A 25,178-nucleotide genomic window follows, 5' to 3' on the forward strand; every position below is an offset into this window, starting at 1 on the left:
CAAGAATGCTATGTCGGTCGACATTGAGTTTCTCTCGCTTCAAAGAATCGCTGCCATCTTCAATATACCGGTGGAGCAACTCCGACTAAATTGGGTCTTCGGCAGTGACCTTAAGTCGAGTTTCCGATCTGACTTTGCACGAAATGAGTTCGACGTTGTCAATGACGACATCCACGACGTTGCAGATAGGGATGCCCTGCGTCTTCTTGGCGAAGGGCATCTGGTGATTTCTACCGTCGGTAAATATTGTGACTTCATGGTCAACTTGAGTCGGAAAAACCCCGGCGTTGTCAGACGCGTGCTCACATCGAGCACCGGGCTTCCCGAAAGATCTGGGCTTTAAGTCTGCAACGAGTGCGATGACCGCTACCCATGTCGGATCATGATGGGGCCGCGCGGTATATGCTCGAATTCCTCCTCTGCGAGTGAGGTGGGACTGCAACGAGGATGGCTTTGGAAAAACTAAGAAATTTGGCCCTCCTGGGGCTTTTGCCGGGGGATAATGGTACCGATGAAGCCGTGACACACTCATTTACCGTGCGCACGTTGTTCTTGAACCTATGTTTCTTGTGCGCATCTCCTGCGTTAGCGATGACCGACAAACAGGACGCACCCGTTCGTCTCTCCGGAGATTTAGATCTCAGCTCTGCTCAGCAGGCGACACTGGGTCGAGAGGCCATTCAAGGATCACCCGACGCTGCTCGCAAGCTGGCTAGCTATCACTCAATTGTGAGAGGTGATCGTGCAGCCATGGTCAAGTGGTACACCATTGGTGCCGAGAACGGTGATGCGGGCTGTGCCTATGGACTTTTCGGGTTACTTCGCAACAGTGAGGATGAAGAAGAGCGCGGTCGTGCTCTATTTTGGCTGCATAAGGCTGCCGATGCCGGGCTTCAATACGCAAAAGACGAACTAAAGGCGATCGACAAGCACCCGAAACGTCCATCGGAAGCTCAGCCGGAACATCCGTAGATTGCCAAGCGAGAATGTCGCTGATGCGCAGAAAAGCTAAATCGTGTCGAGACGGACGGGAAAAATGCGGCGAAGGATCCGCGTCTTTGAGGTCGGATGCAAGAGGTAAGTGACTGATGCTTGGGTCAGCTCTCCAGACGATTTTGGCGAAGAACTACTTGCTTGAGACGTTAGGTATTCCATGATTATTACAGAGGTCGAGCACCGGGCGCTTTCGAAAATTCTGTCCGCCCTTGGAATTCGCGATTCTCATCTAGGACCGATCTTTAAGAGCTTAAAGGTCGATCGGCGAGAGTGGAGCGAAGACGTAGCTGATGCAGGAAAATGTGTTGGACAGTTCATTTATTTCTCGCCAAGCGAAAAATTGCCTCTCGACTTTTCAGTGACGCATCAAGGCGTGTGGGCTTCCCATCCTGAAGCGGCCGGTGGCGTTGATTTCCTTCTGTTCATAAAATCCGGTGTTCCTCTATTTCTTGAAATCGGATTTTTTGGAACTCCGGTGCCCAAGGTCGTATTAGCTGGATCATCAACCAACTTTGATTTTAAAACTTAGCGCATAGGTTGCCAAAGCCAGATAGGCAGCGCTATTAATGCCGTTCTGAAAATGAGGCGGGAGATGGAGTCAGAACTTGTCAGACGCTTTGCAGAAGCTATGACACGCGCCGATCGCTGCCTGATCGGCGGTCGACTTTGGGTCAAGGTCGTCTACGCAGGAAGTCAAGAGAAGTATGAGGAGTGGGCACCTCTGCGACTGGACGATTTGGATGCGGCGGGTATCCGCGATCCGGGGTTTGGGTCGGGCCCAGTTCGATACAGTGATGTTACCTCGCTGCACGTTCATGCGTCGCCTCGTCCCCAGGATGATCGTAGTTTTCAGCCGGAGACGCTTGAGACATACGCAAGCAAATATCGCGTGTTAGTTGATTTGGTCAGCGAATTTGAGGGCGTCCGCGTGGACGTGGATGGAGTTTCGATTGGTTAGGCTTATCCTTGTCGCGACCTCTCAGCGAAGCCTGCGATGAAAGTATACGGTCGCTCTAAAATGGCACCAGACGTCTTGTTGACGATAGATGAGGTCACGTTTCTCGTAGGTCCGGAGCAGCTGCGGTCTTGCCGACGTCCCCCCAAATTTGAGTAGCGCCCCGGTTTCGAGTTCAATCCCCCACAAGAAGGAGATTGGACGTGAAGAAGCGTTTTTCCGAAGAGCAGATCATTGGCTTCCTGCGCGAGGCCGAGGCAGGCATGCCGGTCAAGGACCTATGTCGCAAGCACGGCTTCAGTGAAGCCTCTTACTACCTGTGGCGAAGCAAGTTCGGCGGCATGAGCGTGCCCGAGGCCAAGCGGCTGAAGGACCTGGAGTCGGAGAACGGACGCCTTAAAAAGCTGCTTGCCGAGCAGCTTCTGGAGAACGAGGTCATCAAGGAAGCTCTGCGAAAAAAATGGTGAGCGCACCGGACCGGCGCGAGCTGGTGCGCTATCTGATCTGCCAGGAACTGAGTGAGCGCCGGTCGCTGGCGATCGCCGGCATGAGCGCAAGCGCTTACCGATACGAGCCGCGGCCCGACGCCAATGTCGAGCTGCGCGAAATGATCTGCGCGCTGGCGAATCGCCATAAACGCTACGGCGTCGGCATGATCTACCTGAAACTCCGCCAGGCCGGTCAGATGGTCAACTACAAGCGAGTTGAGCGCCTGTACCAGGAGGCGAACCTGCAGGTGCGCCGTCGCAAAAGGAAAAAGGTGCCTCCGACCGACAGGCAGCCACTGCTCCGGCCCGCGGCCGCAAACGAGGTCTGGTCCATCGATTTCGTCTTCGATCGCACCGCCGAAGGGCGCGTATTGAAGTGCCTGACGATCGTCGATGACGCCACGCATGAGGCAGTCGCCATCGAGATCGAGCTGTCGACTCCCCGTAAACTTACTCCAGACATAAACCGAGGTCTCCGGGCAAAATATCCCCAAGGAGACCCACGATGCGCAAGAGCAAATTCACCGAGAGCCAGATCGTTGCGACGCTGAAGCAGGTCGAAGGCGGCAGGCAGGTCAAGGACATGTGCCGGGATCTCGGCATTTCCGAGGCGACCTACTACACCTGGAAATCGAAGTACGGTGGCATGGAGGCGTCGGACGTTCATCGCCTGCGTGACCTGGAAGCGGAGCACAACAAGCTCAAGCGCATGTATGCGGATCTGGCGATGGAGAACCACGGGCTTAAGGATCTCATCGCAAAAAAGCTGTAGACCCGGCGCATATGCGCCCGCTCATCACCTGGCTGGTCGAGCAGCACGGATGGAGCGAGCGCCGGGCCTGTGAGGCACTAGGCTTCTCGCGATCTACGCTGCGCTACAAGGCTCGCCCTGATCGCGACGAGCCCGTCATCGGGCTATTAGCGGAGCTGGCTGAGCGATTCCCCGAGCGCGGCTTCGACAAGCTATTTCAGATCATCCGCCGGCGCGGTCTGCCGTGGAACCACAAGAGGGTGTGGCGCGTGTATTGCCAAATGCAGTTGAATCGCCGCCGACGCGGCAAGAAGCGTGTCCCGACGCGTCACCCGCTACCACTGGTGGCCGGCGAGGCGATCAACGGAAGCTGGTCCATCGACTTCATGTCCGACGCGCTGTGGGACGGCCGCCGCTTCCGCACCTTTAATGTCATTGATGACTTCAGTCGCGAGGCACTCGCCGTGGAAATCGATTTGAATTTGCCTGCGTCGCGTGTGATTCGCACGCTCGAGCGTGTCGCTGCATGGCGCGGATATCCATCAAAGCTTCGTCTGGACAACGGCCCGGAATTTGTCGCCCTGGCGCTCGCGGAATGGGCAGAACGCAAAGGCATCAAGCTCGACTTCATCGAGCCGGGAAGGCCGATGCAGAACGGCTTCATCGAGCGCTTCAACGGCAGCTTCCGGCGTGGTGTCCTCGACATGCACGTGTTTCGGAACCTGACCGAAGTACGCGAGCAGGCAGAGCTTTGGCTAGCCGACTACAACCGCGAGATACCGCACGACAGCTTAGGCGGGCTGACGCCCGCAGAATTCAGGCAGCAAAATGATCCGGCGACCTTGGGTTATGGTTGGCACTAACTAACGGGGGGTCGACAAGATGTAGCGCAGACTCTTCAAGGTCGCTGAATCTCATGCTGCCTCCCTTTAAATTCTTTCTATAAATTGTGGCGCGTCCACCGCCCGACGAATACAGATGGTTGTCTCGGAAGCCGGCTCATTACGACTCGTGGCCCTCGCGTGGCCCTTCGCAACCTTCTGGCGTTGCACCGGTTGAAGAGAGGGCAGTTGTCGAGGCCGTCGCGTGTCTCAGACTATTCTTCCCCTAGGTTCGCATCGACATCATCGCTTTGGTCGCGCTCGGGCGGCGATTCCGTTTGGGCACGCCACCAGCTGCATGGAAATGTAGCTCAGGAGAGTGAATAGCGGCCTCTTCGGTGAAGCAGATCTGCAACCAGCACTAGGCGGATCTCGGGAAGATACTCCAGCACAGCAGCCTTCATGGCTGCCTGTGCAGCGGGATCGACGTCGCCTAGTGAGAAAGCGGCGTCGCGTGCTTCAGAGGTAGGCCACTGGGCATAGCTGTACCAAAGCCCGTCATCTCCTCGGTGGAGCCTGGCGCCACATGAACCGCGCTCAGATTCTAAGAGGCTGCTCACTCGGGCCCAGGCCGATACGAATGCCTCCTCCGCGTGGGGATGCAAGCGCCACCGATACACGACAGCGAAGCCGACCTCATTACGAGCGGTCGAGACCTCTGGGTTGTTTTCGACACGAGCATTTGGCTCCGTGATCATCACTTCATCCTGTGCTTGGGCTGCGCGCGCTTCAGGTCAACTGTATCAATTGCATCACCTTTATCGCCATAGGCATGGCTCATTCACCAAACGTGGCGCTGCTCGACGACACAAAGCTGCCAGCGATGATCCATTGGGCAGGTAAGCGATGATCCATTGGGCAGGTAGCGGACTGACGAACGCCTCTAGAGTCGGGGGCGAACGATGGCCGGCGGTGCTTGGCACAATTCACGCTCAATCTGCCGCGCGCTTTGTTTTGCCAATTCCGCCCCGGCTACCTGGGCGTACCACTCGTCTTGGTTGGTGCTCATCAGCGCTAGCACGTCGGGCAGAGCTTGCTCCAAGTCCAACGAGCCTCGCGCTGGGTGCGCGCGTTTAGCTAATGTGTGGTGCAAGCGGTGTGCCGACCGAGCGCTGTCCGATGGTCGCGGTTGATCGGCGTCGATCATATAGTGGATCAGCGAGTGATCGCCGGAGGAAAAAGCGTAGCGCGCATCCTGGCGAATGACCCAGTTCAGCTGAAGATAGACCACGGCAAGCTTGCGCAGCTCAGCCATGAGCTGGCGCTGCCTTCGGAACAGCCTGCCGCGGTGGGCGCCATCGGGCGGCGACCAGTAAATGTAGATGCCGCTGGATTCCTCTAGGACTTTGAACCGCAGGGCGCGCGCAAAGACCAACCATTGATTCCATGTGTTGCCGCTCATCATGAGCCCGACCTCCTTGTTGATGTGATAACGCTAAAGCCAGCCGCGGTATTGTCAACTCAGGTCAATTGACGGTGGCCGTCGCTTTAGTCGAGCGGTTGAACTGTCGGAGCATCGCGTTTCAGCCAGCCTACTTACCCGTGAAATGTGCGCGGGACGGTGCCACCGAGTCGAGGGCCCATCGCTGCGGATTTTTCGGCGTCGAGCGAAGTGCGCGTCTATTTATTTCTTCGAAATAACGCGTCGAGCTTCAGGCCATGCATATGCGTTGATCGCATCTTCTTGCGATATTGCTTTGCGTCCTTACTTGCGCACCGAGGATGCGCATTCGCGCACAGGCTTTCCTTGCAACGACTAACGACTGCTCAGCTTAGTCGATGGAGGTCACACTTTTGATTATGACTGCCATATCAAGGTCTAGGCGACCTTGACGTTCGTGAAGAAGCCGCTTGAATGGAGGCATGGGGGCGGCGCACGGAAGAGGGCGCTACCCATGGAGAGAAATGATTCGTCGGTCCGGATGACCGGCGCCCACGGCACGACAAGGACTGTCATCTCATGCACTATCACGCTCGCCCCCACCTCAGTGTACATACCCGCGCCAAGGCGCACTCAGCGGTTGCCGGTGCTGCATACCGCCTCGGTCTTCGCCTTTACGACGAACGCACCAAGACTTGGCACGACTACCGCAAACGCGCGCTCAGCGATTCGGTCGTCCGCGCGCTCACCATCGCCCCGGATGGGGCGCCGCCGTGGGCGAGCGACCCGGCGGTGCTTTGGAACGCCGTCGAAGGCGCTGAACGGCGCAAAGATGGCCAAGTCGCGCGGGACTACCGTTGCCCGGTACCGATTGGCTTCGATGAAACGCAGGCTGCGGATTTAGCCGAAGCGCTGGCGGCTTTCATTGCCGAGGAATTGCACACCTCGGTGTCCGTGGCGTTGCACCGAGACGCCGCACGCGATGCGTTCGGGGTGCTCAAGCCGGAGGGCCAGCGCGGCTATCACGCGCACCTGTATTTTCCCACCCGGCCGATTAAGCGAGGCGCAGTCGAAGGGGCGCCGGCCTTTGGCCTGAAGCTCGAGGTCTTTCGCGATCAAACGGCCGGCGCGGAAGCTCTGGAGCGGCTGAATGCGAAATGGGCTGAGCTATCGAATCTGATTGCCTCGGCCAGTGGCCTTGAGGTGCGGGTGGATCACCGCAGCTATAAGCGCATGGGAACCGCGCGAACGGCGGAGCCGCAGCTTGGCCAAGCGGCGACCGCGCTGGAGCGTCAGGGTACCCAGACGCGGCTGGGCGATGCGCTGCTGGCCCACCGTGCCACTCGCGACGGTGCGCCCGCCGAGCTGACAGGGGTGGCCGCAGCGGGGGGCGCTGATGCCGCTACGACGAGAACGGATGGTCCAAGGGTGACGCCGCGACCACCGTCCTTGGGCTCGTCTGCGGCGTTTCAGGCGCCGCAGCCCACCTCGAAGCCAGCCGCCAAGCTCGGTGCGCCGGCTGTGGTCACCCCAAGACCCAGCGCGTCGGTGCGCCGAGCCAAATACCTCACCCAAGAAGAGTGGATGCAATCGCCTGTAGCCTGGGAGCCACCGCCCATCGTCGGCCTGGCGGAGCGCTTTGATGCGGTCTATGTCACTCGGGTGGCCTCGTCGCCCGGCGGTATCCAGACGGGGGTGATGCGAACGGTGAAGGCCGTGCAGTGGTTTCTCAATGCCTTGGTCATGGTGGGCAAGGCATTGCTGCACTTGGATCGCGAGTACAAGCGCTTTTCCACCGTGCGTTTTGACTTGCAGTGCGACGCTGATCAAAAGCGCGAGGCCTTGGGTGCGTTGCGTCGAGAGCACGACCAGGCGCGTCGCCCTTACACGCCGCGCATGCAAGCCGCCCATCGGCGACGTCTCGCCCAGATTCGCACAATCGAAGAGGAGGTGGCGGAGCGGGCGCGTCTGTCGGTGTCCATCGATGCGCAGATGGCCGACATCAGCCAGCGAGCAAAGCCTTGGCGGAGTCAAGCCATCCACGACCGGTTTAAGTTAAAGGGGCATCTGGCTGAGCTGGAGCGTCAAGACCACCAAGCGGTAGAAGACCTGCTGAGCGTGGCCAATAGCGACGAGCTGCCGTGGCTCAAGCTCTACACCTCGAAGACCGAGCCCACCTTATCGCTGCAGAAACTTGTGGACGCCGCTGAAGCAGCCGAGGATGGTAGGAAGGTCGACCGTACGACGCAGAAGGCCCACAGGCCGCCTCGACTGTGACCAAGTTCGGAGCAGGATAAAGGTCGGGCCGCATCGGCTTTCGCAGAGGCTAGGTCAGAGAACGGCTTGATACACCCTTGCCAAGCGAATGGAACGAGCAGGCCGATTGTTCGCTTGGCAATTAAGGCTGCCGCGAGGACTTCGATGGACCTAGTGCAGAAGAGGCAGGGAAGGCGCCTTGTAGGGGAAACCCTACAAGGCGTGTAGGCCTGCGCTGACACCCCGGTGAAGCAAGATTTTTCGATAATGCGTTACCTCCCCTGAGATTGCCGCGATGCCTACGACAAGGACTTGGTCCGCTCGCTCCGTCGCTCGGTTGATGGTCCAGTGCTCGCTCGCGATACTGCTTTGCGTGAGTGGTTCGGCTTGGGCCACATCGACCTATGGCGCCCCCTATTCCATCAGCGGATACACCGGCACTTTTTCATCGGTTGATGCCGCCCTGTCTGTGCTGGCCACCCTGATGCGCGGCAACTGCACCACCCAGTGTCCAACGCTCTACTACTACTATTACGACATGGATGCGCTGAATTCCTCTGTGGCCGCAGCTATCTCGACCCAGCCCAATACATCCGGCTACGCCATATGGGCCAAGGAATATGTCGCTGAAAATCCCGAGAAAAATTTGGGCGGGTGTGCAGCAGCCAATGGCGGCAAAGGAGGCGCGTTGGGAGGGTCGAGTCCCATGCGAAGCTCCGGTGACGCCGCGAAGGAGGCCGGCACCATGTGCCCTGGGTCTAACTTCGTCGGAGACCCCATCAACGCGTCGAACGGCAACAAGTATCAGCAAGACACGGACTTCCGAGATGACGAGGCTTTGATGCTTCGTCGTTTCTACAATAGCAGCGACACAGTCACTTCAAGCGCGATCGGAGCGCACTGGCGCCACAGTTTTGACCGCTCTGTCGTGGTTCACGATGCCAAAGGCGTCAATAACACGATGGTGAAGACCGCCGTCGTATATCGCCCTGATGGCTCGGTCGAGCGGTTTTCCAAGGGGGCGGCCGGCTGGCTTGGGGCCGCGAATACGATGAATACCCTAACTGACGAGACCAACAGCACAGGGCAAGCGAGCGGTTACGCCTTGTTCCTGGGCGCACCGCGCGAGACCGAGCACTACGCCCTAGATGGAACGCTCCAGTCAATCGTGGATCTGTCCGGAGCGGTGACGACACTTACCTATAGCACGGCGGCAACTCCTGCTCAGACGGCGCCGCGCGCGGGCCTTTTGCTCACGGTGAAAGGCCCAAGCGGCCGGATGTTGAGCTTTGCTTACGACAACTCGGGCCATGTGTCCACGGTGACCCTGCCGGATGGTGCAGCGCTTTCGTATGCTTATGATAGCCAAGGCAACTTGGCGTCGGTGACCTACCCGGACAGTCACTCGCGCACGTATGTCTACAACGAGAGTGCCTTGACGGGTGGCAAGTCACAGCCCAATGCGATGACCGGTCTGGTCGACGAGAAAGGCGTGCGATTCGAAACCACGGCCTATAACAGCGTGGGGCGCGCGATCTCCGCCAGCTTTGCGGGGAATGTCGACACCTATCAAGTTTCCTACGGCACTCTGCGCAACTCCGCGACCACGCCGTTGGGCGCGACAACGGCTCTGAATTTTCAAAGCATCAAGGCTCAGTCGCACGTAACGGGGGGCTCCGCGCCGTGCGGCAGCGACTGCGCTCAGCCTTATTCGACCATCAATTACGACGCCAATGGCTGGCCGTCGAGCTACATCGACTTTGCCAATCACGTTACATCGGTCATCAATACGTCGGCGGGGCTAGAGACCCAGCGCATCGAAGCGAAGAACACCACGGCGCAGCGCACCACGGTAACGACCTGGGAGCCGATTTGGCGCAATCCTTTAACCCGCACCATCAGTAACGCTGCGGGCGCCGTCGTCGCCAAAATGGGCTGGGCTTATAACGCACGGGGTCAAGTGACGGCCCAATGCGACATGGACCCAACCGTCTCCGCGGCTGCCAGTTACACATGCTCGGCCACGGGTGCAGCGCCCGCCGGCGTGCGGCGCTCGACCATGACCTACTGCGATGCCGTCGACGCCACCCAGTGCCCGCGGGTCGGACTGCTGCTGTCGGTGGACGGTCCTCGTGCCGATGTCGGTGATGTCACGCAGCTTGGCTATTACCTCACCACGGATGAGTCCGGATGCGGGACGCTGGGCGGGGCATGCCACCGGGCGGGCGACCTGGCCCAAGTAACGAATGCGCTCGGCCAGGTGACCCGAGTGCTTGCCTATGACAAGGCGGGGCGGCCGGTGCGCCGCCAGGACCCCAACGGGGTTGTGACCGATCTCAGCTACAGCGCCCGCGGCTGGCTGGCCAGCCAGACGGTGCGAGCCAACACGAACGGTATGGCCTCGGCCGGCGACGCCACGACCACCTTCACCTACGACGCCAACGGCGCGCTGACCTCGGTGACGGACGCGGACGGCGTGACGGTCACCTACGGCTACGATGACGCACATCGCCTGGTCGATGTGGCCGATGGCTTGGGTGAGCACATCCACTACACCTTGGATGCCTCCGGCAATCGGATCAAGGAAGAGACCTTCGACGCCAAGGGCGTTTCGCGGCAGAGCCTCTCGCGCGGCTACAACACGCTGGGTCAGCTGGTCAGTGTGACCGATGGATTGGGGCATGTCGTCTTCGACGCGACGACCAGCGGCAGCTACGATGCCAACGGCAATCTGGTGTCGGCCAAGGACGCGCTGGGGACGGTCCAGAAGAGCGGCTATGACGGCCTGGACCGCGTGGTCAGCAGTGTGGCTAATGCGAACGGCACCGATGCCTCCAGTTCGAGCACGACCAAACTCTCGCTGGACGCCCTGGACCAGGTCAAGTCGGTAACCGATCCCGATGGCTTGGTGACTAGTTACGGCTTCGATGGCCTGAGCAACCCCGTTTCCATGACCAGCCCTGATACGGGTGCGCAGTCGTCCACCTTCGACACGGCGGGTAACCCGCTGACGCAGACCGACGCCAAATCCACCGTGGCGAGCCAGGGGTTTGATGCGCTCGGCCGCAAGACCTCGGTCAGCTACGCCGACGCCGCGCTGAATGTCGCGTTTCACTACGATGAGGCCACGAGTGTCACCGGGTGTGCCAGCTCGTTCCCCATCGGCCACCTGACGCGGGTCGTGGAGAACGCGGTCACCACCGTGTATTGCTACGACAACCAGGGACGCGTGACCGAGCAGCGCCAGACCCAGGGCACGGTCACCGATACCACCGACTATGTCTACACCAAGGCCGGTCGTCTTGCAGCGGTCGCCTCCCCAAGTGGCCTCGTGACGGAATACGCACGGGATGCTGTGGGCCAAGTCACCAAGGTCACGGTCACCCCCGCCAAGGGGGTGGCCACCGCCGTCGTCAGTGCGGCCACCTACTTACCGTTCGGCCCGGTCGCGAGCTACACCCTGGGCAACGGTCAGACCATCGCCCGCAGCTACGATGCCAACTACCGCTTCACCGATATCGTTAGCCCGGCGCTGAGCCTGCATGTGGCGCGCGATGCGGTGGGCAACATTGTGGCCTTGGGCAACGCTGCAGGTGCCTCGCCGGCCACGGAGACCTACACCTACGATCCACTCTATCGGCTCACCGGTGTGAAGAACGCCATTGGCGCCCTCGTCGAGGCTTACACCTACTCGAAGACCGGCGACCGTCTGACGAAGACCGCACCGGGTCTGGCGACGGGCACCTACGGCTACCAAAGCGGCACGCATCGGCTCACGACCATCGGCACTGGCTCCCGGACCTACGACGCGAACGGGTCAACGACTGGCAACGCCAGCGCCGGCACGGCGTGGGGCTATGGTTATAGCGGGCGCGGCCAGTTGACCGTGCTCCAGCAGGCTGGCTCCACGGTGGCGACCTACGCCTACGACGCCTCAGCGCATCGGATTGCCAAGACGGTGGGTTCTGCCACCACTCGGTTCGCCTATGGCCCCAGTGGGTTGCTGGGCGAGTATGGTGCAGCATCCCGAGACTACGTGTGGATGGATGACACCCCCGTGGCGGTAGTCGACGGCACCACGGTGGCCTTCGTGCACGCCGACGGTTTGAATTCCCCGCGCGCGGTCACCAACGCTTCCGGCACGGCGGTGTGGTCGTGGGCCTACCAGGGCAATCCGTTTGGTGAGCAGGCCCCGACATCGACGAACGGTTATGTGCTCAACCTCCGGTTCGAGGGTCAGTATTGGGACCGCGAAAGCGGGTTCCTCTACAACATTCACCGTTACTACGACAGCGCCACGGGGCGATACATTCAGAGCGATCCCATTGGCTTGACCGGCGGCATCAGCACGTACGGCTATGTCAACGGTAATCCTTTCAATCATGCTGATCCACTGGGATTGTGCGGTGACTGCGAGGAGATCATGCCGCCTAAGCCTCCCGGCAATGACCTGTCCGCAGACATTTACACCATGCAAGGCCTGCGGCAGCTCACGATTATCAGCGGTGGCACGGCAATGGGTAGAGAATACCTGACGTTCTACGAAAATGAACGTTTGCACGGCCCATGGGACTTCAAACAGCAGGGTCGTCAGTATGCGGATTACGGCAACTTCCATTACGGCGCTGTTGGTGCCGCAGGAGGCATCCCTGATACAGTTCTTCTCAGGGCCGCAGGTTGGGCCCAGACGAGGTCTGGCAACGGCAACCCTTCGTTTGGAACACCTTTTGGTGACGCTCCATACGGAGACGATCCGGCAGATCAAACGCAAATTCGCAATGGAATATGGTGGTATCGCAATTGCTACGGCGTTACGAAGTAACCTCTCTGACGTTGTTGATTACAGCATTTCGCTGCCCTCTGTGACGAAACATAGCTTGGATTAACTATGCCTCCGTTTCCACTTAATTTTCTCTGCGCTGCGTGTCTATTAACCTGCTTTATGTTGAGTGGGTGTACGCCAGAAGCTCTTGAAGCCGCTCGGCTAACAAGCCCCGATGGCTCCAAAGATGCGGTCGTGCTCGAAGGGGGGGTAGATGCAACGTCGCCTTACAACTACATCGTTTGCGTTGTTCCTGTCCGAAAAGCTTGCGACAAAGACCATGCGGTAGCTGAAATTTATGGCGCCACGAGAAACGCCGAGGCATACGGCGTGGACGTGCGTTGGACCTCACCGGGTCAGTTGGATGTGAGTTACCTGCACGCGAACAAAGCGCAGGTGCTTCAGTCCAGTGGTTCCAACTCTTCGGCCGTTACCTTATCGCTGAAGGATGGTGTTGAAAACGCCCAAGCGCCTCCGGGTTCTATGGCGAAGGGTAGTTAAGCGCACCATTCCGTGGGTTGGGCGCGGATCGTGCGAATTCCACAATCACTTGGAGAGGGTGCAAGAAAGGCTCGTGCAATTGCATCGAGGCGATGCGCGCTTATATGGAACACATCCTTCAATGCTTGCGCGGGCCCGAGGTTAGCAAGCAAATGCTCAAGGGGATTAAGCCGTGAAACATCCAGTTGCCGCGCGCGCGTTGTTCTTGAGCCTTTCTTTTTTTACGGCGTATCCCGTGTCATCGATGACCAATAAACAGGACGTGCCGGTGCGTCTTTCTAGCGATTTGGATCTCAGCTCTTCTCAGCAGGCGACACTGGTTCGCGAGGCCATCCAGGGCTCTCCCGATGCTGCTCGAAAGCTGGCTAGCTATCACTCAATTGTGAGAGGTGATCGTGCAGCCTTGATCAAGTGGTACACCATTGGCGCCGAGAACGGTGATGCGGGCTGTGCCTACGGCCTTTTCGGGTTGCTTCGCAATAGCGAGGATGAAGAGGAGCGAACGCGTGCTCTATTCTGGCTGCATAAAGCTGCGGATGCAGGGCTTCAATATGCAAAAGACGAACTAGAGGCGTCCGAATCGCAGTCGGAACGTCCAGCGGAAGCCCAGCCTTAGCATTCGTAGATCGACGTGCGAGAAGGTCGATGGGCTTCCTAGCCTTCTCTCCTTCGCGCGCGCCATAAGGTTTGTGAGATGGATGAACAGCGTTTGCGAAAGTTTGCGGAGTTCCTTCACCGTGCCGAATATGCAGGGGATGGTCCAGCGCTCTGGGTAACGGTGACCTATACGGGTGCTTCCGATCAATATGACGAGTGGGCACCGGTGCGTCTGGAGGACATCACAGAAGATGGGATCCGTGACCCGGGCTTTGGGTCGGGACCGATTGCCTACTCTGATGTAGAGAAAGTTACCGTCCATGCGGTCCCCCGCTCCGCCCAAAACCACGTATTCCGCGCGGAATCGTTAGAACAATATTCGTTCAAATATCGAACGCTTTGTGACCTTGTCGAATCTTGCGAGGGCGTTCGGATAGACGACGCCGGGATCACGACAGAATAGCCATATGTCGGATGCTCCAAGCCCATCGGTCAGCCTTTACTCTTTTCTGCGAATGCTTTGCAAAATTGAAGAGGAGGAGGGAGGTGCCCCGCTGAGAGTCACGGTGCGCTACACGGGAATGTCCGAGTCTACGGAGGGGACTGGGCCATGGGGCATCGAGAAAATGACGAAGACGGGTATTCTGGACCCGGGATTCGGAGATGGTCCGGTAGAATATGCCGATGTCCAGTCGTTGTCGGTTTGGTGTGAGCTGCGTGGAAGGCGGAAAGCGCCGATCGCACAACTAAAGTTCGGCAAACTATCCGCCTTTCTTGAGGATTTTCAGTCGGTCGAAACGACTAGCGATAGGTTGACTTGGACTGCGCGCTAGGGCGCGGGCTGGCCTAGGAGTCGGTGTTCACCCCTAGCGAGAACTCGTCAAGTGACCTGATCCACTCGGTCGCCCACCGGCGATGCTGAGAGTGATGCCAGGAGAGCGAGATCTAACCTTGCTCGAACCGTTCCAAGCAGTGCGGGTGCGCTGCACTTTGATGCAGCGGAGGGCACTGGGGGACACGTGCAGGAAACAACTCCCACCAATCCGTCAGTCTTAATTAATTTGAAAAAGTGCGGGTGATAACGGAGTGATTCATCGATGATTCGTAGATGTTCAATTTTATTCGTACTGTTGGTAGCAGCGGTGAGTGTGCAAGCCACAGGTTCAAATCATCCCGACTATGTTCCGGATAAGAGAACCGCTGAGGCAGTGGCGCTGGCAATTCTGCAAGCAAGATTTGGCGAGGCTGAGGTGAAAAAGCAACTTCCACTAACTGTGATTCAGGGACGCGGGAACGTATGGATCGTTCAAGGAAATGCGTCGCAGCCGACAGCGACTGGCGGCGGAATGGCTGTGTGGATTGACCGGAACTCGGGATGTATCGTCAACGTCATGGCTTACATGAAATAGGTGAACGAGTTTCAGAAAATGCCGCCTGAACTTGTCAGGCGTTTTGCAGAAGCCATGACAAAGGCTGATCGTTTTTTAGACGGCGCTCGACTGTGGGTAACGGTTGGCTATGCAGGAAGCCAAGAAAAGTATGAGGAGTGGGCACCTCTACAGCTGGACGATTTCGATGTGGAGGGCATTCGCGATCCAGGGTTCGGGTCAGGCCCAGTGCGATACAGCGATGTTGCCTCATTGCACGTGCACCCGTCGCCTCGACCCTTGGCTTATCGTGGCTTTCAACCGGAGACGCTGGAGACATATGCCAGAAAATACCGGGCTTTGGTCGATTCGGTCCGCGATTTGGAGGGTGTCCGCGTGGACACGGATGGAGCTTCGATTGGTTAGGCTCACCCTTGTCAGAGTTTCTTTGCGAGTCCTGGAGTGAAAATCTACGGTCGCTCTAAAATGGCACCGGACCTGTTGTTGACCATGGATGAGGTCACGTTCCTTGCAGGCCCGGAGCAGCTGCGTTCGCTGGCACAGTTCTTTTTAGCGCATGCCGACAAGCAAGCGTCAGGGGGCGGACGTGACCACGAACATTACTCAGACACACCGGACGCTATCGTCGGTGGTCATGAGGTGATCGTGGCCGCTCCCGAACACTTTTCGTGATGAATATCGATCATTCGACCGAACGCATTCACCGCTGCTCACAATACGATTGGATGCAGCAATGCGGGCAACGTGTTCGATTATCCGGTAACTCTCTTCGAGATCCCTGGTCAAGTAGTGTGAGCGCGTACACCTCGACGTCCCCCCAAATTTGAGTAGCGCCCCGGTTTCGAGTTCAATCCCCCACAAGAAGGAGATTGGACGTGAAGAAGCGTTTTTCCGAAGAGCAGATCATTGGCTTCCTGCGCGAGGCCGAGGCAGGCATGCCGGTCAAGGACCTATGTCGCAAGCACGGCTTCAGTGAAGCCTCTTACTACCTGTGGCGAAGCAAGTTCGGCGGCATGAGCGTGCCCGAGGCCAAGCGGCTGAAGGACCTGGAGTCGGCAGAGCGAAACATTTCGATCGACCGCCTCAGGCTTTTGGAATCGCTTAGATCCGGGGCGTAGGTCGGTGCATCTGGACGCTTTATCTGTCGGAAATCAGTAGCCCCCTTCGGTGCATTTCCGTAAGGATGTGTGCGGCCAGTTCGATCGGAGTGAGGGTTGAGCCATCCAGCCGGATGTCGGGATCAGTGGGTACCTCGTAAGGATCGCTGATGCCGGTGAAGGCTTTCACGGTTCCCGCCCTGGCTTGGGCATAAAGACCCTTGGGGTCTCTCGCCTCGCAGACATCTAGGCTCGTGCTGACATGCACCTCAATGAAATCGCCATGTTCTTCCACCATGGCCCGTGCCCGCTCGCGGTCTTGAGCGTAAGGGGCAATTGGCGCGCAGATGGAAATGCCGCCGTGACGGGCAACTTCGGCAGCGACATACGCGATGCGAAGTACGTTAGTTGAACGGTCAGCTTGGGAAAAGCCAAGCCCTGCAGAAAGATTTTTTCGAACCTCATCCCCATCGAGCATGGTGACTGGGCGGCCGGTCAGTTCGACAATTGAGGACTGAAGGGCTTGGGCAATCGTTGACTTTCCTGCGCCGGATAGCCCTGTAAAAAAAACCGTGAAGCCCCGCTGAGATCGCAGCGGGAAACGCTGTCGGAGGATGGCTTCGACCTCCGGGTACGTAAACCAACCAGGGATCGGTGTGTCGTTCCGAAGATGCTGGCGCAGTTGGGTGCCGGAAACATCGAGGACTGGCTCGCCTTCCTTCAGTTCGTCGGTTGATACATAGGAGCGTCTTGCTGGTGAGAAAACCATGGACGCAAACGCCAGTATCTCTATGCCCAACTCATGTGCATGGGACTTGAGCAGTTCCTGGGCTGCGAGCGGAGCGTAAAAGGGATGACCAGCCGCGTCGTTGCCCGGCCCCGCATGATCTCGTCCAACAATGAAGTGGGTGGCTCCGAAGTTCTTCCGGATGATGGCATGCCATAACGCCTCCCGCGGGCCGGCCATCCGCATGGCCAACGGCAACACGGCGAGCTTCACCGAGTTTTCAGGGTATCGGGGCAGCAATGCCCGGTAGCAGCGCACCCGGGTCTGGGCATCGATGTCGCCGTCCTTTGTGAGCCCAACTACGGGGTGGAGGAGAAGCTTGCCCTCGACGGCGTCCATTGCACGCCGGGTGAGTTCCACATGCGCCCGATGCATTGGGTTGCGCGTCTGGAAGGCAACAACCCGCTCCCATCCTTGCCGCTCGAACCATTGGCGAAGGGTATGGGGTGAGAGCCTCAGGTCGGAAAAATCGGAATGATCAGGCGACTGCAGCCCCCGCAAACGCCCACCCAGATAAACCGGTCCACGCGTGAAAAGCTCAGCCACGCCAGGGTGTGACATATCGAGCGTGCCATACACTTTCAGCGCCTCATGCTTCCGGTCGGGTCTGAAAATGTCGCTGACAGAGAGGATCGCCAAGGACTTCGCCTTTCCATCCACAAGTACGACCTCCTGCCCGTGCGACAGCGTGGCTGCAAAGGCTTCGGAGACATCCAGATTGATGGGCATCGGCCACAGCAGCCCGTTGGCTAGGCGAAGACGATCCACAACGCTTTGGTAGTCCACTTCGCGCATAAAGCCATCGAGCGGTGAGAAGGCACGGTTGAGCAGAAGTTCGAGATCACAAAGTTGGCGATGGTCTAGTGTGATGCTTGGAAGATCGGTCGCACCCGCCTTTATTTTCGCTGCTATTGCCTCGGGGAGGTAGAGCTGATGGAGCAGGTGGCCGCGAGGATGGGCAAGGGCGGTAAGTGGGGGCGATGCCAAAACATGGTCAGACATACCGCGAGCACCTCATGAATTATGCACAGAGAAAATTGAAGCAAGTTATCCGTGGCAAGCCCGCATCGTGTCATGACAAGCCCCGACCACGCGATACGCTTTTTAGATATTAGGCAGCTGGGAACACGCCTATCGCCGAGCGAATTGCGCGATCAAAATAAACATAAATCACCACACACGCCTCATGCGACGGATGTGCCGCGCAAGCTCGTCGATGACGCTCCTGATCCTGATCTAAGTGTGATCTGCGAAGCGCATTTTCTTGTGGGAAAAGGCTATTTATTGCGACGCAATGGCGATATTGACAGCACTCCCGTTTGGAGGATACTTGCGCTCGATCCAGGATTCAAAGTCGTGGGTTCAGTTAAGCCCACCACGTTTTCGTGGCAACGCCACATCTTGGAATTCGTTCTTATTCTCTGGATGAGGGTTATTGAATGGATCGTCGTAACTTTACGAAGTCTCTGTTGGGTGCGACTGCTGGCGTCGCACTGTTGGAAGCAATTTCCACCGGCCAGGCGATGGCCGTGCCCGCGGCGAGCAAGAGCAGCGGCAAGTACCGCACGAACTTGCGGTTCAAGCGCGTCAAGCATCAGATGCTGGTCTCCATGCGCGTGGCGCAGTCGGGACAATCGACCATTGCAATACCGTTTCAAATGATTATTTCCAAGAGTCGCGACATGTCGAATCCCATCTATTCGGACATGTTCTATTCGAATCCGCGTACGTCATTTTGCACGCGTGCGACGCTGGCCGCTCCCAAACACGAGAAGCTGTATCTCCAGATTCGGCTGGTTGACCATCCGAAGCTGGCATCCAAGGTGTGGCGGTTGAGAAGGAAGAAAAAGAATGCCGCCTGAAGCCAGCTTCAGCCGGCCTCTGGTGATCGATGAATTTGTAGAGGTGGCGACGGTTGAGTTCCAGCGGCTGTTCCGCGGACAGGTCTGGTCGTTCGGGTGGAAGTCCAACGCCAAGACGGACCGGTACCCTTACTGGCATCGCCACTTCATTGAGTTGGAGGGGCGTTCCGAGACCAAGAAGAACAAGTATCCGCTGGGGCGATTCCCCGTTGTGGATGAACTTTGGAACCGAGTTCAAACCGCAGCGGGTGGTCAGCAGGCTCGCCTGCTCCGCGCTTATGCGAACGGGTTGACTTACGGTCTCGAGGGAAAGATACACACCGATAGCACCCACGAAAACGACATCACCGCGATCATCTACACCAATGAGTTCTGGGCGGATGCGTGGGCTGGGGAGACCGTGTTTTTCCTCCCCGGACGGGAAACGCTTGCGGTCACGCCGGTGCCGGGGCGCTTGGTTTTGTTCAACGGCACGATTCCACACGTGGCTCGAAGTCCCAGTAGGGATTGTCCCGTACTTAGAACGACGCTGATGTACAAGTTGCGACTTGAGTCACACGAATGAAGCTGACAACAGTTCTGTATCTGATTGTGGCTGTAACGGGCCTTTTGAGTTGGTCCATTGTGGGGAAATACAGGAAGGCATGGGGTGCAGAGTCTGGGGTCACCTATATCTGCAAGCGCTTGATCGCAGAGAAGAGACCTGAAGGCTGGACCTTGGTCGTGAGTCAGCTGGTGACGACTGCCGCTGTGTTCTGGCTGCTTTATTTGATCAATACAAAGTAAAGGGACGTAATTTTTATGCCATCGAAGATAGAAATCGTTTTTTCTGCGATTGATCATGCGGGCAGAGCCGACGCATCGGGATCCTTGGCCAACCAGCTGGTAGACGCGTCCAAAAACAATAACCAGGGATTCAACCTGGTTAATCAAGACGCGCAGCTCATCGCCACGTTTACCAACGCCGTCCCTTTTCTCCAGCCCATAGCCATCCAGACAAACCTGTTTGCGGGCACCACCACCGTCTTGAAGATGAGCATGGATCTTCAAGATGGCAAGGGCATCAATCCCGGTGACGCGCTGACGCTCGTGGGGAATGTCGCTGGCGTGGTCGCGGCAGTGGCCGTCTTCGCTGCCGCACCCGAGGTGGTTGCAGTGGCAACCGTGGTGGGTGTGGTTGCCGACGTGGCTGGATTGATTGTGGCGTCCGACCAAGAAAACGTGGCCAACTTCACCAACAACCTGGTCAGCGTGAACTGGCCTTCGCTCCCTGACCCCTCTGATGTCTGGTATCTCACGGACACCAATCAGGTATTGCCGAAATCGGAAATCGAGGCGCAGGGCCTGCATTACGGCGTGATGGTGGTGACCCCCGATGGCACCGAACTTGGCACGGCCACCGAGTCATCGGGGACCGTGGACACCGGTGATGGCCAGTCCGGCGATTCAGACAGCGATAGCGACGACGGTGACAGCGACGGCGACAGCGATAGCGACGATGGAGACGACACGGGCGGAGATTCAGGTGGTGACAGCGGCACTATGTTCTCTCAGGCATAAAGATGTCAGCCGACGAAGGCGATAAACTCGCCTTTTTGAAGTTCATCGGTGCTGATCGGGCCCGCCACAGTGGGCGAACCTTATATGACCATCTGATTGGAACGCAGGCACTCCTAAGGCGATGGGGGTGCTCCCAGGTGGTGCAAGACGCGGGTCTGATGCACAGCGTGCTGGGAACGCGTCGCTTTTTATGGTGTCCGGACACCATTGACATTGAAGCGCGCCTTGCTGCGATGGTATCGGCCGATGCATTACGGCTCATCAAGGTGTTCTCGTTGATCCGGGACGGCGCTTCTTTGCTTAAAGCCTGGCGCACCGGCGTTCTATCGATACGAAGCGCCGGCGTCGATGAAGAACTCTCCATCGAAATAGGTGAGCTAGAGGCGCTGATTCTTGTCGAGGCAGCCAATCTCTTGGAGCAGGGCACGGGTCGCGCTTTTATGTTGAACTTACTGGCGGCGGACGTTCGTCGTGCAGTCGTTCCGCGGGGAGCACGAGGTGACCTTGAGGCGTTCCTCGAACGGACCAGGATGCAACTACCGCCCTACACCGGTGACGAGGTCCTTCCCGAATACCTCTATCGGGGTAGCCAAAAGGTAGGGGCGGCAGTCTGGAGCCACTGTGTCACCTTGAGAGGCGCAGACACCTTGGAATCCAAAGAGCGTCACCTGACCAGAGCACTGATGGAGTTGGGCTGACGTGCTGGGGCGCGGCAATGACGCATCGCCATGCCACGGCAGCGCACCCTGCTCACCTCCATTCAGCATGGGGTATTTCATTGCGCTGTCGTTTGACGAAGGATCGCAACGGTATTTCGTCCCCACGCCGCTTCGTCAGTGGAGTCCTGGTATCCCCGTTTCTGCACCGATTCGCACCGGCATCACATTTGCACCGTCGGTCGCGCGTGCACTTGCCGCGGGCCTGCTGTTTTCGGCTTCAGCGAGTCGCTTGCCCCAGCCACGCAGTTGGAGCGTCCGGTCCCAGGTCCTGGCGTATTGCAGCAAGGGCCGCCTGGAGGCACTGGAACGAGCAGCAGCCCGGTTCCTAGATGTGATTCAATGCCTGGCAGAAGGTCTAAGCGAGTCGGTCCTGCAACAGGCCCCACTGAAGCTTGGACTGTTGTCGCCCCAGCTACCTAGGAAAGAACGGGTGTGGATTGGATCGGGGCATTCGATGGGCCGATCGTCTTGGATCTGCCCCGAGGCGAGGCACTATGAGCGCCTGGCAGGCGACCTCATCGACTTCTTCAACGATGGCACGCGACACGATGCCAGTGCGATGGGGAAGCTTCATTTCCAATTTACGAGCCTGCACCCGTTGAAAGACGGCAACGGGCGCATGGCCAGGGCATTGGTGTCAGCATATGTGCTTCGCGCAACCGGCTCACTTGTCCTCAGTGCCGCCGCCAGCTATGTGATGGTTCGCTGGCGTCATTCGATTGCCAAGCATCAGTTGGCGGCAAGGGGAGGGAACCCGGCGCCACTTTTTCGACTTTGGCCGCGGCTGTTAGAAGCATCCGAGGAAATAGCAAGGGTGTCCAGACAGAACGTTCTGGACCTTGGAAGCATGGGGTTCGAACTGGACGACATTCTTCCGTGTATGGCTTCACCGGTGGTCCGTATTGAACACGGCCAATCTACCGATGAACTCCATCCATTGCTGCATCGCCGCTGTGCGAAGGTCGAAGGCGGCTGGTTGTATGAGAGTCGCCCTTTTGCCACCCTATTTAAAGATCTTCACTGCAGAAGAAAGCTTGAGCCGCGTGCGCGGGCTTCGACAAGCACTCGGCCAGTGGGGCACTTCGAGACGCCAACGATTGAGCCGGACTACCCCTACTGGCCTTGTGCCTAGAACTGATAGCCAAATTCTTTGATGACGTGTGCGTCAATAGTGCCGACAATGTCAATGCTGTCCGTGCTCCGGTAGTAGTCTTGGTAGGACGAGCGATTCGACCGGTTGATATGCGGGGTAGTGACTTTCTTGTTCATGCGTTCCGAAATGTCCTTAAACGCGGCATCAAAATCCTCGAATCGGTAGACCCGGGTCACGCCGTCCATCCAGTGGGCTTGCGGCATTCCAAACCAGTTGGATTGCCGAATCTTTGCCTGATTGATGGCTATCCATTCATCAAAATTGTATTGGCGGGCAAGCGTGTGCGACAAATTCATCTTCTGAAAAATACCGTATTGGACACTTCGATGGTACTCGTACAGCGAGACCATTCTTTCCCAGGGATTGCGCACAAAGCTGTAAGTGAAGAACTCATGCCAGGCATCTTGAAAGATGCATCGCCGCGCCTCGCGTGGACTGAAGTGAATAAGCTTCAGGCGCGTGTCGTCGGGGAGACCCAAGCCGACGATGATGGATCGCCCACCGGTCTTCGGGTTGTGGAAGAAAATGGTTTTGCTTGCGTTGTCGACATGCATGGCGATGGACCAGGGAGGACTTTGGTATTCTATCTTGCTGCGACACAACGGGGGCGTCTTCGTGAACATTGGCTGCTAACACCGACGCTATACCAATCATCAGGGCACGGGAATCAAACAGCTGCGCCGATGGTCAAAATCCACAAAAAGGCTGACATCTTTAAATGCCCCGTTTCCAAGGATGTAGTCGTACGGCACAGCGGTCCCTCGGAGTGAGGTGAACGTCGCTGTCCGAGGTACGCCGCCCAACTCGACGTTGGCGGTGATGCGCTCGGATTGCACCGATTGGCCGCTCTGATTCACATCTTTAATGGCCAGCGCCTCGGTCGAGGCATGATCGGTTGCATCTCCCCTGACCATCTGGGTCAAGTAAAAGTCGCTGCCAGAATCCATCAGCGCGTTGAACGAAACTCCGTTGACCTTGATGGCGTGAACCACGGCAGGCGTGGCGCCCACGAACGTCGAGCTGACGAGCAGTGGCTCGTTGCAGACAGGTTGCTGCCTTCCCGTTCCGTAAATAACCAGGGACGTTTGGGTTAACTCGAAGGCGCCGAGTCGCTTTAGGACATCCATGCCAAGGGCGTTGTGTTCCTCCGGGATGACGGCCACAGGGAGGTTTTCCATAGTGACGCCCCCAAACGATAGTCGGTCGAGGATACCCAGCTGCTTCACGGACTCCTTGCCGAGGGCACCACGAATGACGCCGTCCTTTTGCAGCACAATGCGCACACCGAGCCGTCCCGCTGTCTCTGCGCCAAGAATGGTCGGCGCCCCGGTGTCGACCTTGAGCGTCACGGCTTTGCCGTTGATGGTGACTTCTACGGTGGTATTGCGGGACTGGCTTTTCTTCACGGGAATGGATGAGGGCTCTGTGGGCAGGATCACCTTCGTATCCGGCAAGGCCGCGAAGGCGGGTGCCTGCTTGAAATCGAAGTTGTCCAGCAACGAAGCCGGCACCAACCCCTGATATCGACGCACAACGTCGATCTCCTCGAGCGAGGCTTCTCGCGTCCTTCCGGCAAGTCGCAGGTTGCTGGACACGAATCTTGCACAATAAAATGCGATATTCGGCAGAGTGTCATGCAATTGCGCCTCGCATGCCTTGGCATCGGCAGACGACTTGTCCAAGTTAAAATGAACACGCTCAATGGCGATGCCGGCGAGGATGCGTGCCACCGAATCTTGGCCGTTGCGCATCTCGATCAAGGTGCCCAGGTCCGCTCCGGCAAGTGCCCGATTTACACGGGAGATGGCGCGCTGAGGTGGTTCTCCCGGCGAGGCTACACTGGCGGTCGGGCCAATGGCAATGAGCGATCCAGAAAGACAGAGAATGAATCGTAATAATTCGCGCATGCGTTAAGCCTTTCCTTTTCTACTTCTCAGCACCGATCATACGTCTTAGGAGGATATTTTCGATCGGCGAGTCCTCGCCAAAGGCAACGTGGCAGTACGTGTCTACAATCTGGAGTTGCTTTCGGTCGGCAGCTTTTTCAGCCTGAGTTGGGCCTGCACGAGATGGAGGGAGGCGCCGCCGCTGGGAGCGTTTTCGGTGCGCAAACTCATCGACTGGAAAAGACGCTGCGCTTCGGCGTCGGCCTTCAATGGTGAGGTAAAGGAATCTGCGTCACATGACCCGACGCATCGACTCTGAGAGGGCGCGCCGCCGGCCCCACGCGAGGCTGTCGCCGGACATCGATGATGACGGAGGTCACGCAATGGCCCATTTGGCTGATGGTCAGATATTTCCCCGAATCCGTCGCTGTCCACCCATCGTTGGAGCTGAGGGCAGTCCAGCGAATCCCACGCTTACTGGTCAGGTCGTTGCGCAGGCCTGAACCATCCACGCAGCCCGATGCATCAATGGCGGCCAGCACGCGCACAACCGGCGGCGGGGCAGGGTTGTCCCCATCGGCGATCAGGGTGATGCGCAGGAGCGCACCCTCCTTGGTCCGGTAACCAATGGCCGGGTATTGCCAACCTGTCCTTCCATGCGTTGGAGCATCGCTGCGCGCATGGAGGTACCTCTGCATCGGTGCGGCCGTGCCTGGGATGAGCGGGATCGCACCAGACACCAAGTCGCCGAGCGACATCGGTTGTGGAGTGTCCTCAGCGTGCAGCAGCGTCGATGCAGACGCGGATGCCAGGAAGGCTATGCATAGGACTGGAGCCAAGGTCTTCATCGAGTCAATCCTCCTGCGTGGACGATGCGGTGCGTTGGGCTCGTAGCGGCGACGGGACCGAGTACGCGCTCGGGCGACACTCTCTCGTGAAACGGCGCCTGATCGATAGACCTGTTCGGCACGGGATTGCTGGCTCCCACGGTTCGGCGTAGCGTGCCTGGGGCAGGGGCTCTCGACGGAGCCAGACCATGGTCCATCGTCCCTGTCGTGCTGCCCCTAGGGCGAACAGTCGTGTCGCCGAATACCTGCG

The 25,178-nt window shown here is 58.2% G+C and carries 23 protein-coding genes and 2 pseudogenes; 19 read left to right on the forward strand and 6 right to left on the reverse strand.

Translation table 11 applies throughout. The annotated features are described in order from the left end of the window. The first annotated feature begins 10 nt into the window (after positions 1–10). From AB8808_RS09470 to AB8808_RS09495, 6 genes and pseudogenes are all read left to right on the forward strand, one after another. Positions 11–343 carry a hypothetical protein gene (locus AB8808_RS09470; RefSeq protein ID WP_369928795.1) on the forward strand — a complete coding sequence of 111 codons (333 nt, stop codon included), beginning with the start codon at positions 11–13 and terminating at the stop codon, positions 341–343. Between the two features lie 104 nt (positions 344–447). Further along, positions 448–972, forward strand: a complete 525-nt coding sequence (locus AB8808_RS09475; protein WP_369928796.1) for an SEL1-like repeat protein — start codon at positions 448–450, stop codon at positions 970–972. A gap of 181 nt (positions 973–1,153) precedes the next feature. Continuing rightward, positions 1,154–1,525, forward strand: a complete 372-nt coding sequence (locus AB8808_RS09480; protein WP_369928798.1) for a hypothetical protein — start codon at positions 1,154–1,156, stop codon at positions 1,523–1,525. Positions 1,526–1,588: 63 nt separating this feature from the next. Beyond that, positions 1,589–1,954, forward strand: coding sequence for a hypothetical protein (locus AB8808_RS09485; protein WP_369928800.1), 366 nt, complete (start codon positions 1,589–1,591; stop codon positions 1,952–1,954). A gap of 260 nt (positions 1,955–2,214) precedes the next feature. Beyond that, positions 2,215–2,870, forward strand: a pseudogene (locus tag AB8808_RS09490) (transposase); the annotation flags it as partial. A gap of 74 nt (positions 2,871–2,944) precedes the next feature. Next, positions 2,945–4,053 (forward strand): IS3 family transposase gene (locus AB8808_RS09495; RefSeq protein ID WP_369928456.1). Its coding sequence is split into 2 segments (ribosomal slippage): positions 2,945–3,206 and positions 3,206–4,053, totalling 1,110 coding nucleotides; the frame shifts between segments, so codons are not numbered across the junction. A gap of 329 nt (positions 4,054–4,382) precedes the next feature. Here AB8808_RS09495 and AB8808_RS09500 read toward each other — a convergent pair. Both AB8808_RS09500 and AB8808_RS09505 read right to left on the reverse strand, forming a co-directional pair. Next, positions 4,383–4,769: an antibiotic biosynthesis monooxygenase family protein gene (locus AB8808_RS09500; RefSeq protein WP_369928801.1), complete on the reverse strand. Its 387-nt coding sequence runs from the start codon at positions 4,767–4,769 to the stop codon at positions 4,383–4,385. A gap of 185 nt (positions 4,770–4,954) precedes the next feature. Next, positions 4,955–5,476: a hypothetical protein gene (locus AB8808_RS09505; protein ID WP_369928803.1), complete on the reverse strand. Its 522-nt coding sequence runs from the start codon at positions 5,474–5,476 to the stop codon at positions 4,955–4,957. Positions 5,477–6,031: 555 nt separating this feature from the next. On the opposite strand from AB8808_RS09505, the gene AB8808_RS09510 reads away from it, so the two are divergent. The 8 genes and pseudogenes from AB8808_RS09510 to AB8808_RS09545 all read left to right on the forward strand — a co-directional run. Beyond that, positions 6,032–7,729, forward strand: a complete 1,698-nt coding sequence (locus AB8808_RS09510) for a MobA/MobL family protein (RefSeq protein WP_369928805.1) — start codon at positions 6,032–6,034, stop codon at positions 7,727–7,729. A gap of 352 nt (positions 7,730–8,081) precedes the next feature. Next, a complete protein-coding gene (locus AB8808_RS09515) occupies positions 8,082–12,530 on the forward strand; it encodes an RHS repeat-associated core domain-containing protein (RefSeq protein ID WP_369928807.1) in 4,449 nt (1,482 codons plus the stop codon). Between the two features lie 673 nt (positions 12,531–13,203). Next, complete coding sequence (locus AB8808_RS09520) at positions 13,204–13,647, forward strand: SEL1-like repeat protein (protein WP_369928809.1); 444 nt, start codon at positions 13,204–13,206, stop codon at positions 13,645–13,647. 78 nt (positions 13,648–13,725) lie between these two features. Then, positions 13,726–14,091 (forward strand): hypothetical protein, encoded by a 366-nt coding sequence (locus AB8808_RS09525; RefSeq protein ID WP_369928811.1) that lies wholly within the window; start codon positions 13,726–13,728, stop codon positions 14,089–14,091. 634 nt (positions 14,092–14,725) lie between these two features. Continuing rightward, positions 14,726–15,037, forward strand: a complete 312-nt coding sequence (locus AB8808_RS09530) for an NTF2 fold immunity protein (RefSeq protein ID WP_369928813.1) — start codon at positions 14,726–14,728, stop codon at positions 15,035–15,037. After that, positions 15,038–15,421, forward strand: coding sequence for a hypothetical protein (locus AB8808_RS09535; RefSeq protein ID WP_369928814.1), 384 nt, complete (start codon positions 15,038–15,040; stop codon positions 15,419–15,421). It begins immediately after the preceding gene. Between the two features lie 36 nt (positions 15,422–15,457). After that, a complete protein-coding gene (locus tag AB8808_RS09540) occupies positions 15,458–15,688 on the forward strand; it encodes an Imm32 family immunity protein (protein ID WP_369928816.1) in 231 nt (76 codons plus the stop codon). 263 nt (positions 15,689–15,951) lie between these two features. Then, positions 15,952–16,071 (forward strand): annotated as a pseudogene (locus AB8808_RS09545) (transposase); the annotation flags it as partial. A gap of 82 nt (positions 16,072–16,153) precedes the next feature. On the opposite strand, the gene AB8808_RS09550 reads toward AB8808_RS09545, so the two are convergent. After that, the gene (locus tag AB8808_RS09550; RefSeq protein WP_369928818.1) at positions 16,154–17,902 is read right to left on the reverse strand and encodes a bifunctional sulfate adenylyltransferase/adenylylsulfate kinase; all 1,749 of its coding nucleotides are present in this window, start codon (positions 17,900–17,902) and stop codon (positions 16,154–16,156) included. A 437-nt stretch (positions 17,903–18,339) separates the two neighbouring features. Between AB8808_RS09550 and AB8808_RS09555 the strand changes: the two genes are divergently transcribed. From AB8808_RS09555 to AB8808_RS09575, 5 genes are all read left to right on the forward strand, one after another. Then, positions 18,340–18,762 carry a hypothetical protein gene (locus AB8808_RS09555; protein ID WP_369928820.1) on the forward strand — a complete coding sequence of 141 codons (423 nt, stop codon included), beginning with the start codon at positions 18,340–18,342 and terminating at the stop codon, positions 18,760–18,762. Beyond that, positions 18,752–19,327, forward strand: a complete 576-nt coding sequence (locus AB8808_RS09560) for a 2OG-Fe(II) oxygenase (protein ID WP_369928822.1) — start codon at positions 18,752–18,754, stop codon at positions 19,325–19,327. Before AB8808_RS09555 ends, AB8808_RS09560 begins: the two co-directional genes overlap by 11 nt. 236 nt (positions 19,328–19,563) lie before the next feature. Further along, positions 19,564–20,322 (forward strand): hypothetical protein, encoded by a 759-nt coding sequence (locus AB8808_RS09565; RefSeq protein WP_369928823.1) that lies wholly within the window; start codon positions 19,564–19,566, stop codon positions 20,320–20,322. 2 nt (positions 20,323–20,324) lie between these two features. Then, positions 20,325–21,020 carry a DUF6817 domain-containing protein gene (locus AB8808_RS09570; protein ID WP_369928825.1) on the forward strand — a complete coding sequence of 232 codons (696 nt, stop codon included), beginning with the start codon at positions 20,325–20,327 and terminating at the stop codon, positions 21,018–21,020. A gap of 67 nt (positions 21,021–21,087) precedes the next feature. Continuing rightward, positions 21,088–22,173 carry a Fic family protein gene (locus AB8808_RS09575; protein WP_369928827.1) on the forward strand — a complete coding sequence of 362 codons (1,086 nt, stop codon included), beginning with the start codon at positions 21,088–21,090 and terminating at the stop codon, positions 22,171–22,173. Here the strand turns inward: AB8808_RS09575 and AB8808_RS09580 are convergent. The 3 genes from AB8808_RS09580 to AB8808_RS09590 form a co-directional block, all read right to left on the reverse strand. Then, positions 22,170–22,748: a sulfotransferase family 2 domain-containing protein gene (locus AB8808_RS09580; RefSeq protein WP_369928829.1), complete on the reverse strand. Its 579-nt coding sequence runs from the start codon at positions 22,746–22,748 to the stop codon at positions 22,170–22,172. The two genes, AB8808_RS09575 and AB8808_RS09580, sit on opposite strands and share 4 nt — an antisense overlap. 99 nt (positions 22,749–22,847) lie before the next feature. Next, positions 22,848–24,101, reverse strand: a complete 1,254-nt coding sequence (locus AB8808_RS09585; RefSeq protein WP_369928830.1) for a retropepsin-like aspartic protease family protein — start codon at positions 24,099–24,101, stop codon at positions 22,848–22,850. 245 nt (positions 24,102–24,346) lie between these two features. Continuing rightward, complete coding sequence (locus AB8808_RS09590; RefSeq protein WP_369928832.1) at positions 24,347–24,928, reverse strand: hypothetical protein; 582 nt, start codon at positions 24,926–24,928, stop codon at positions 24,347–24,349. Positions 24,929–25,178: the final 250 nt, after the last annotated feature.

The sequence above is a fragment of the Xanthomonas sp. NCPPB 2632 genome, from assembly GCF_041228075.2.
Taxonomy (GTDB): Bacteria; Pseudomonadota; Gammaproteobacteria; order Xanthomonadales; family Rhodanobacteraceae; genus Luteibacter.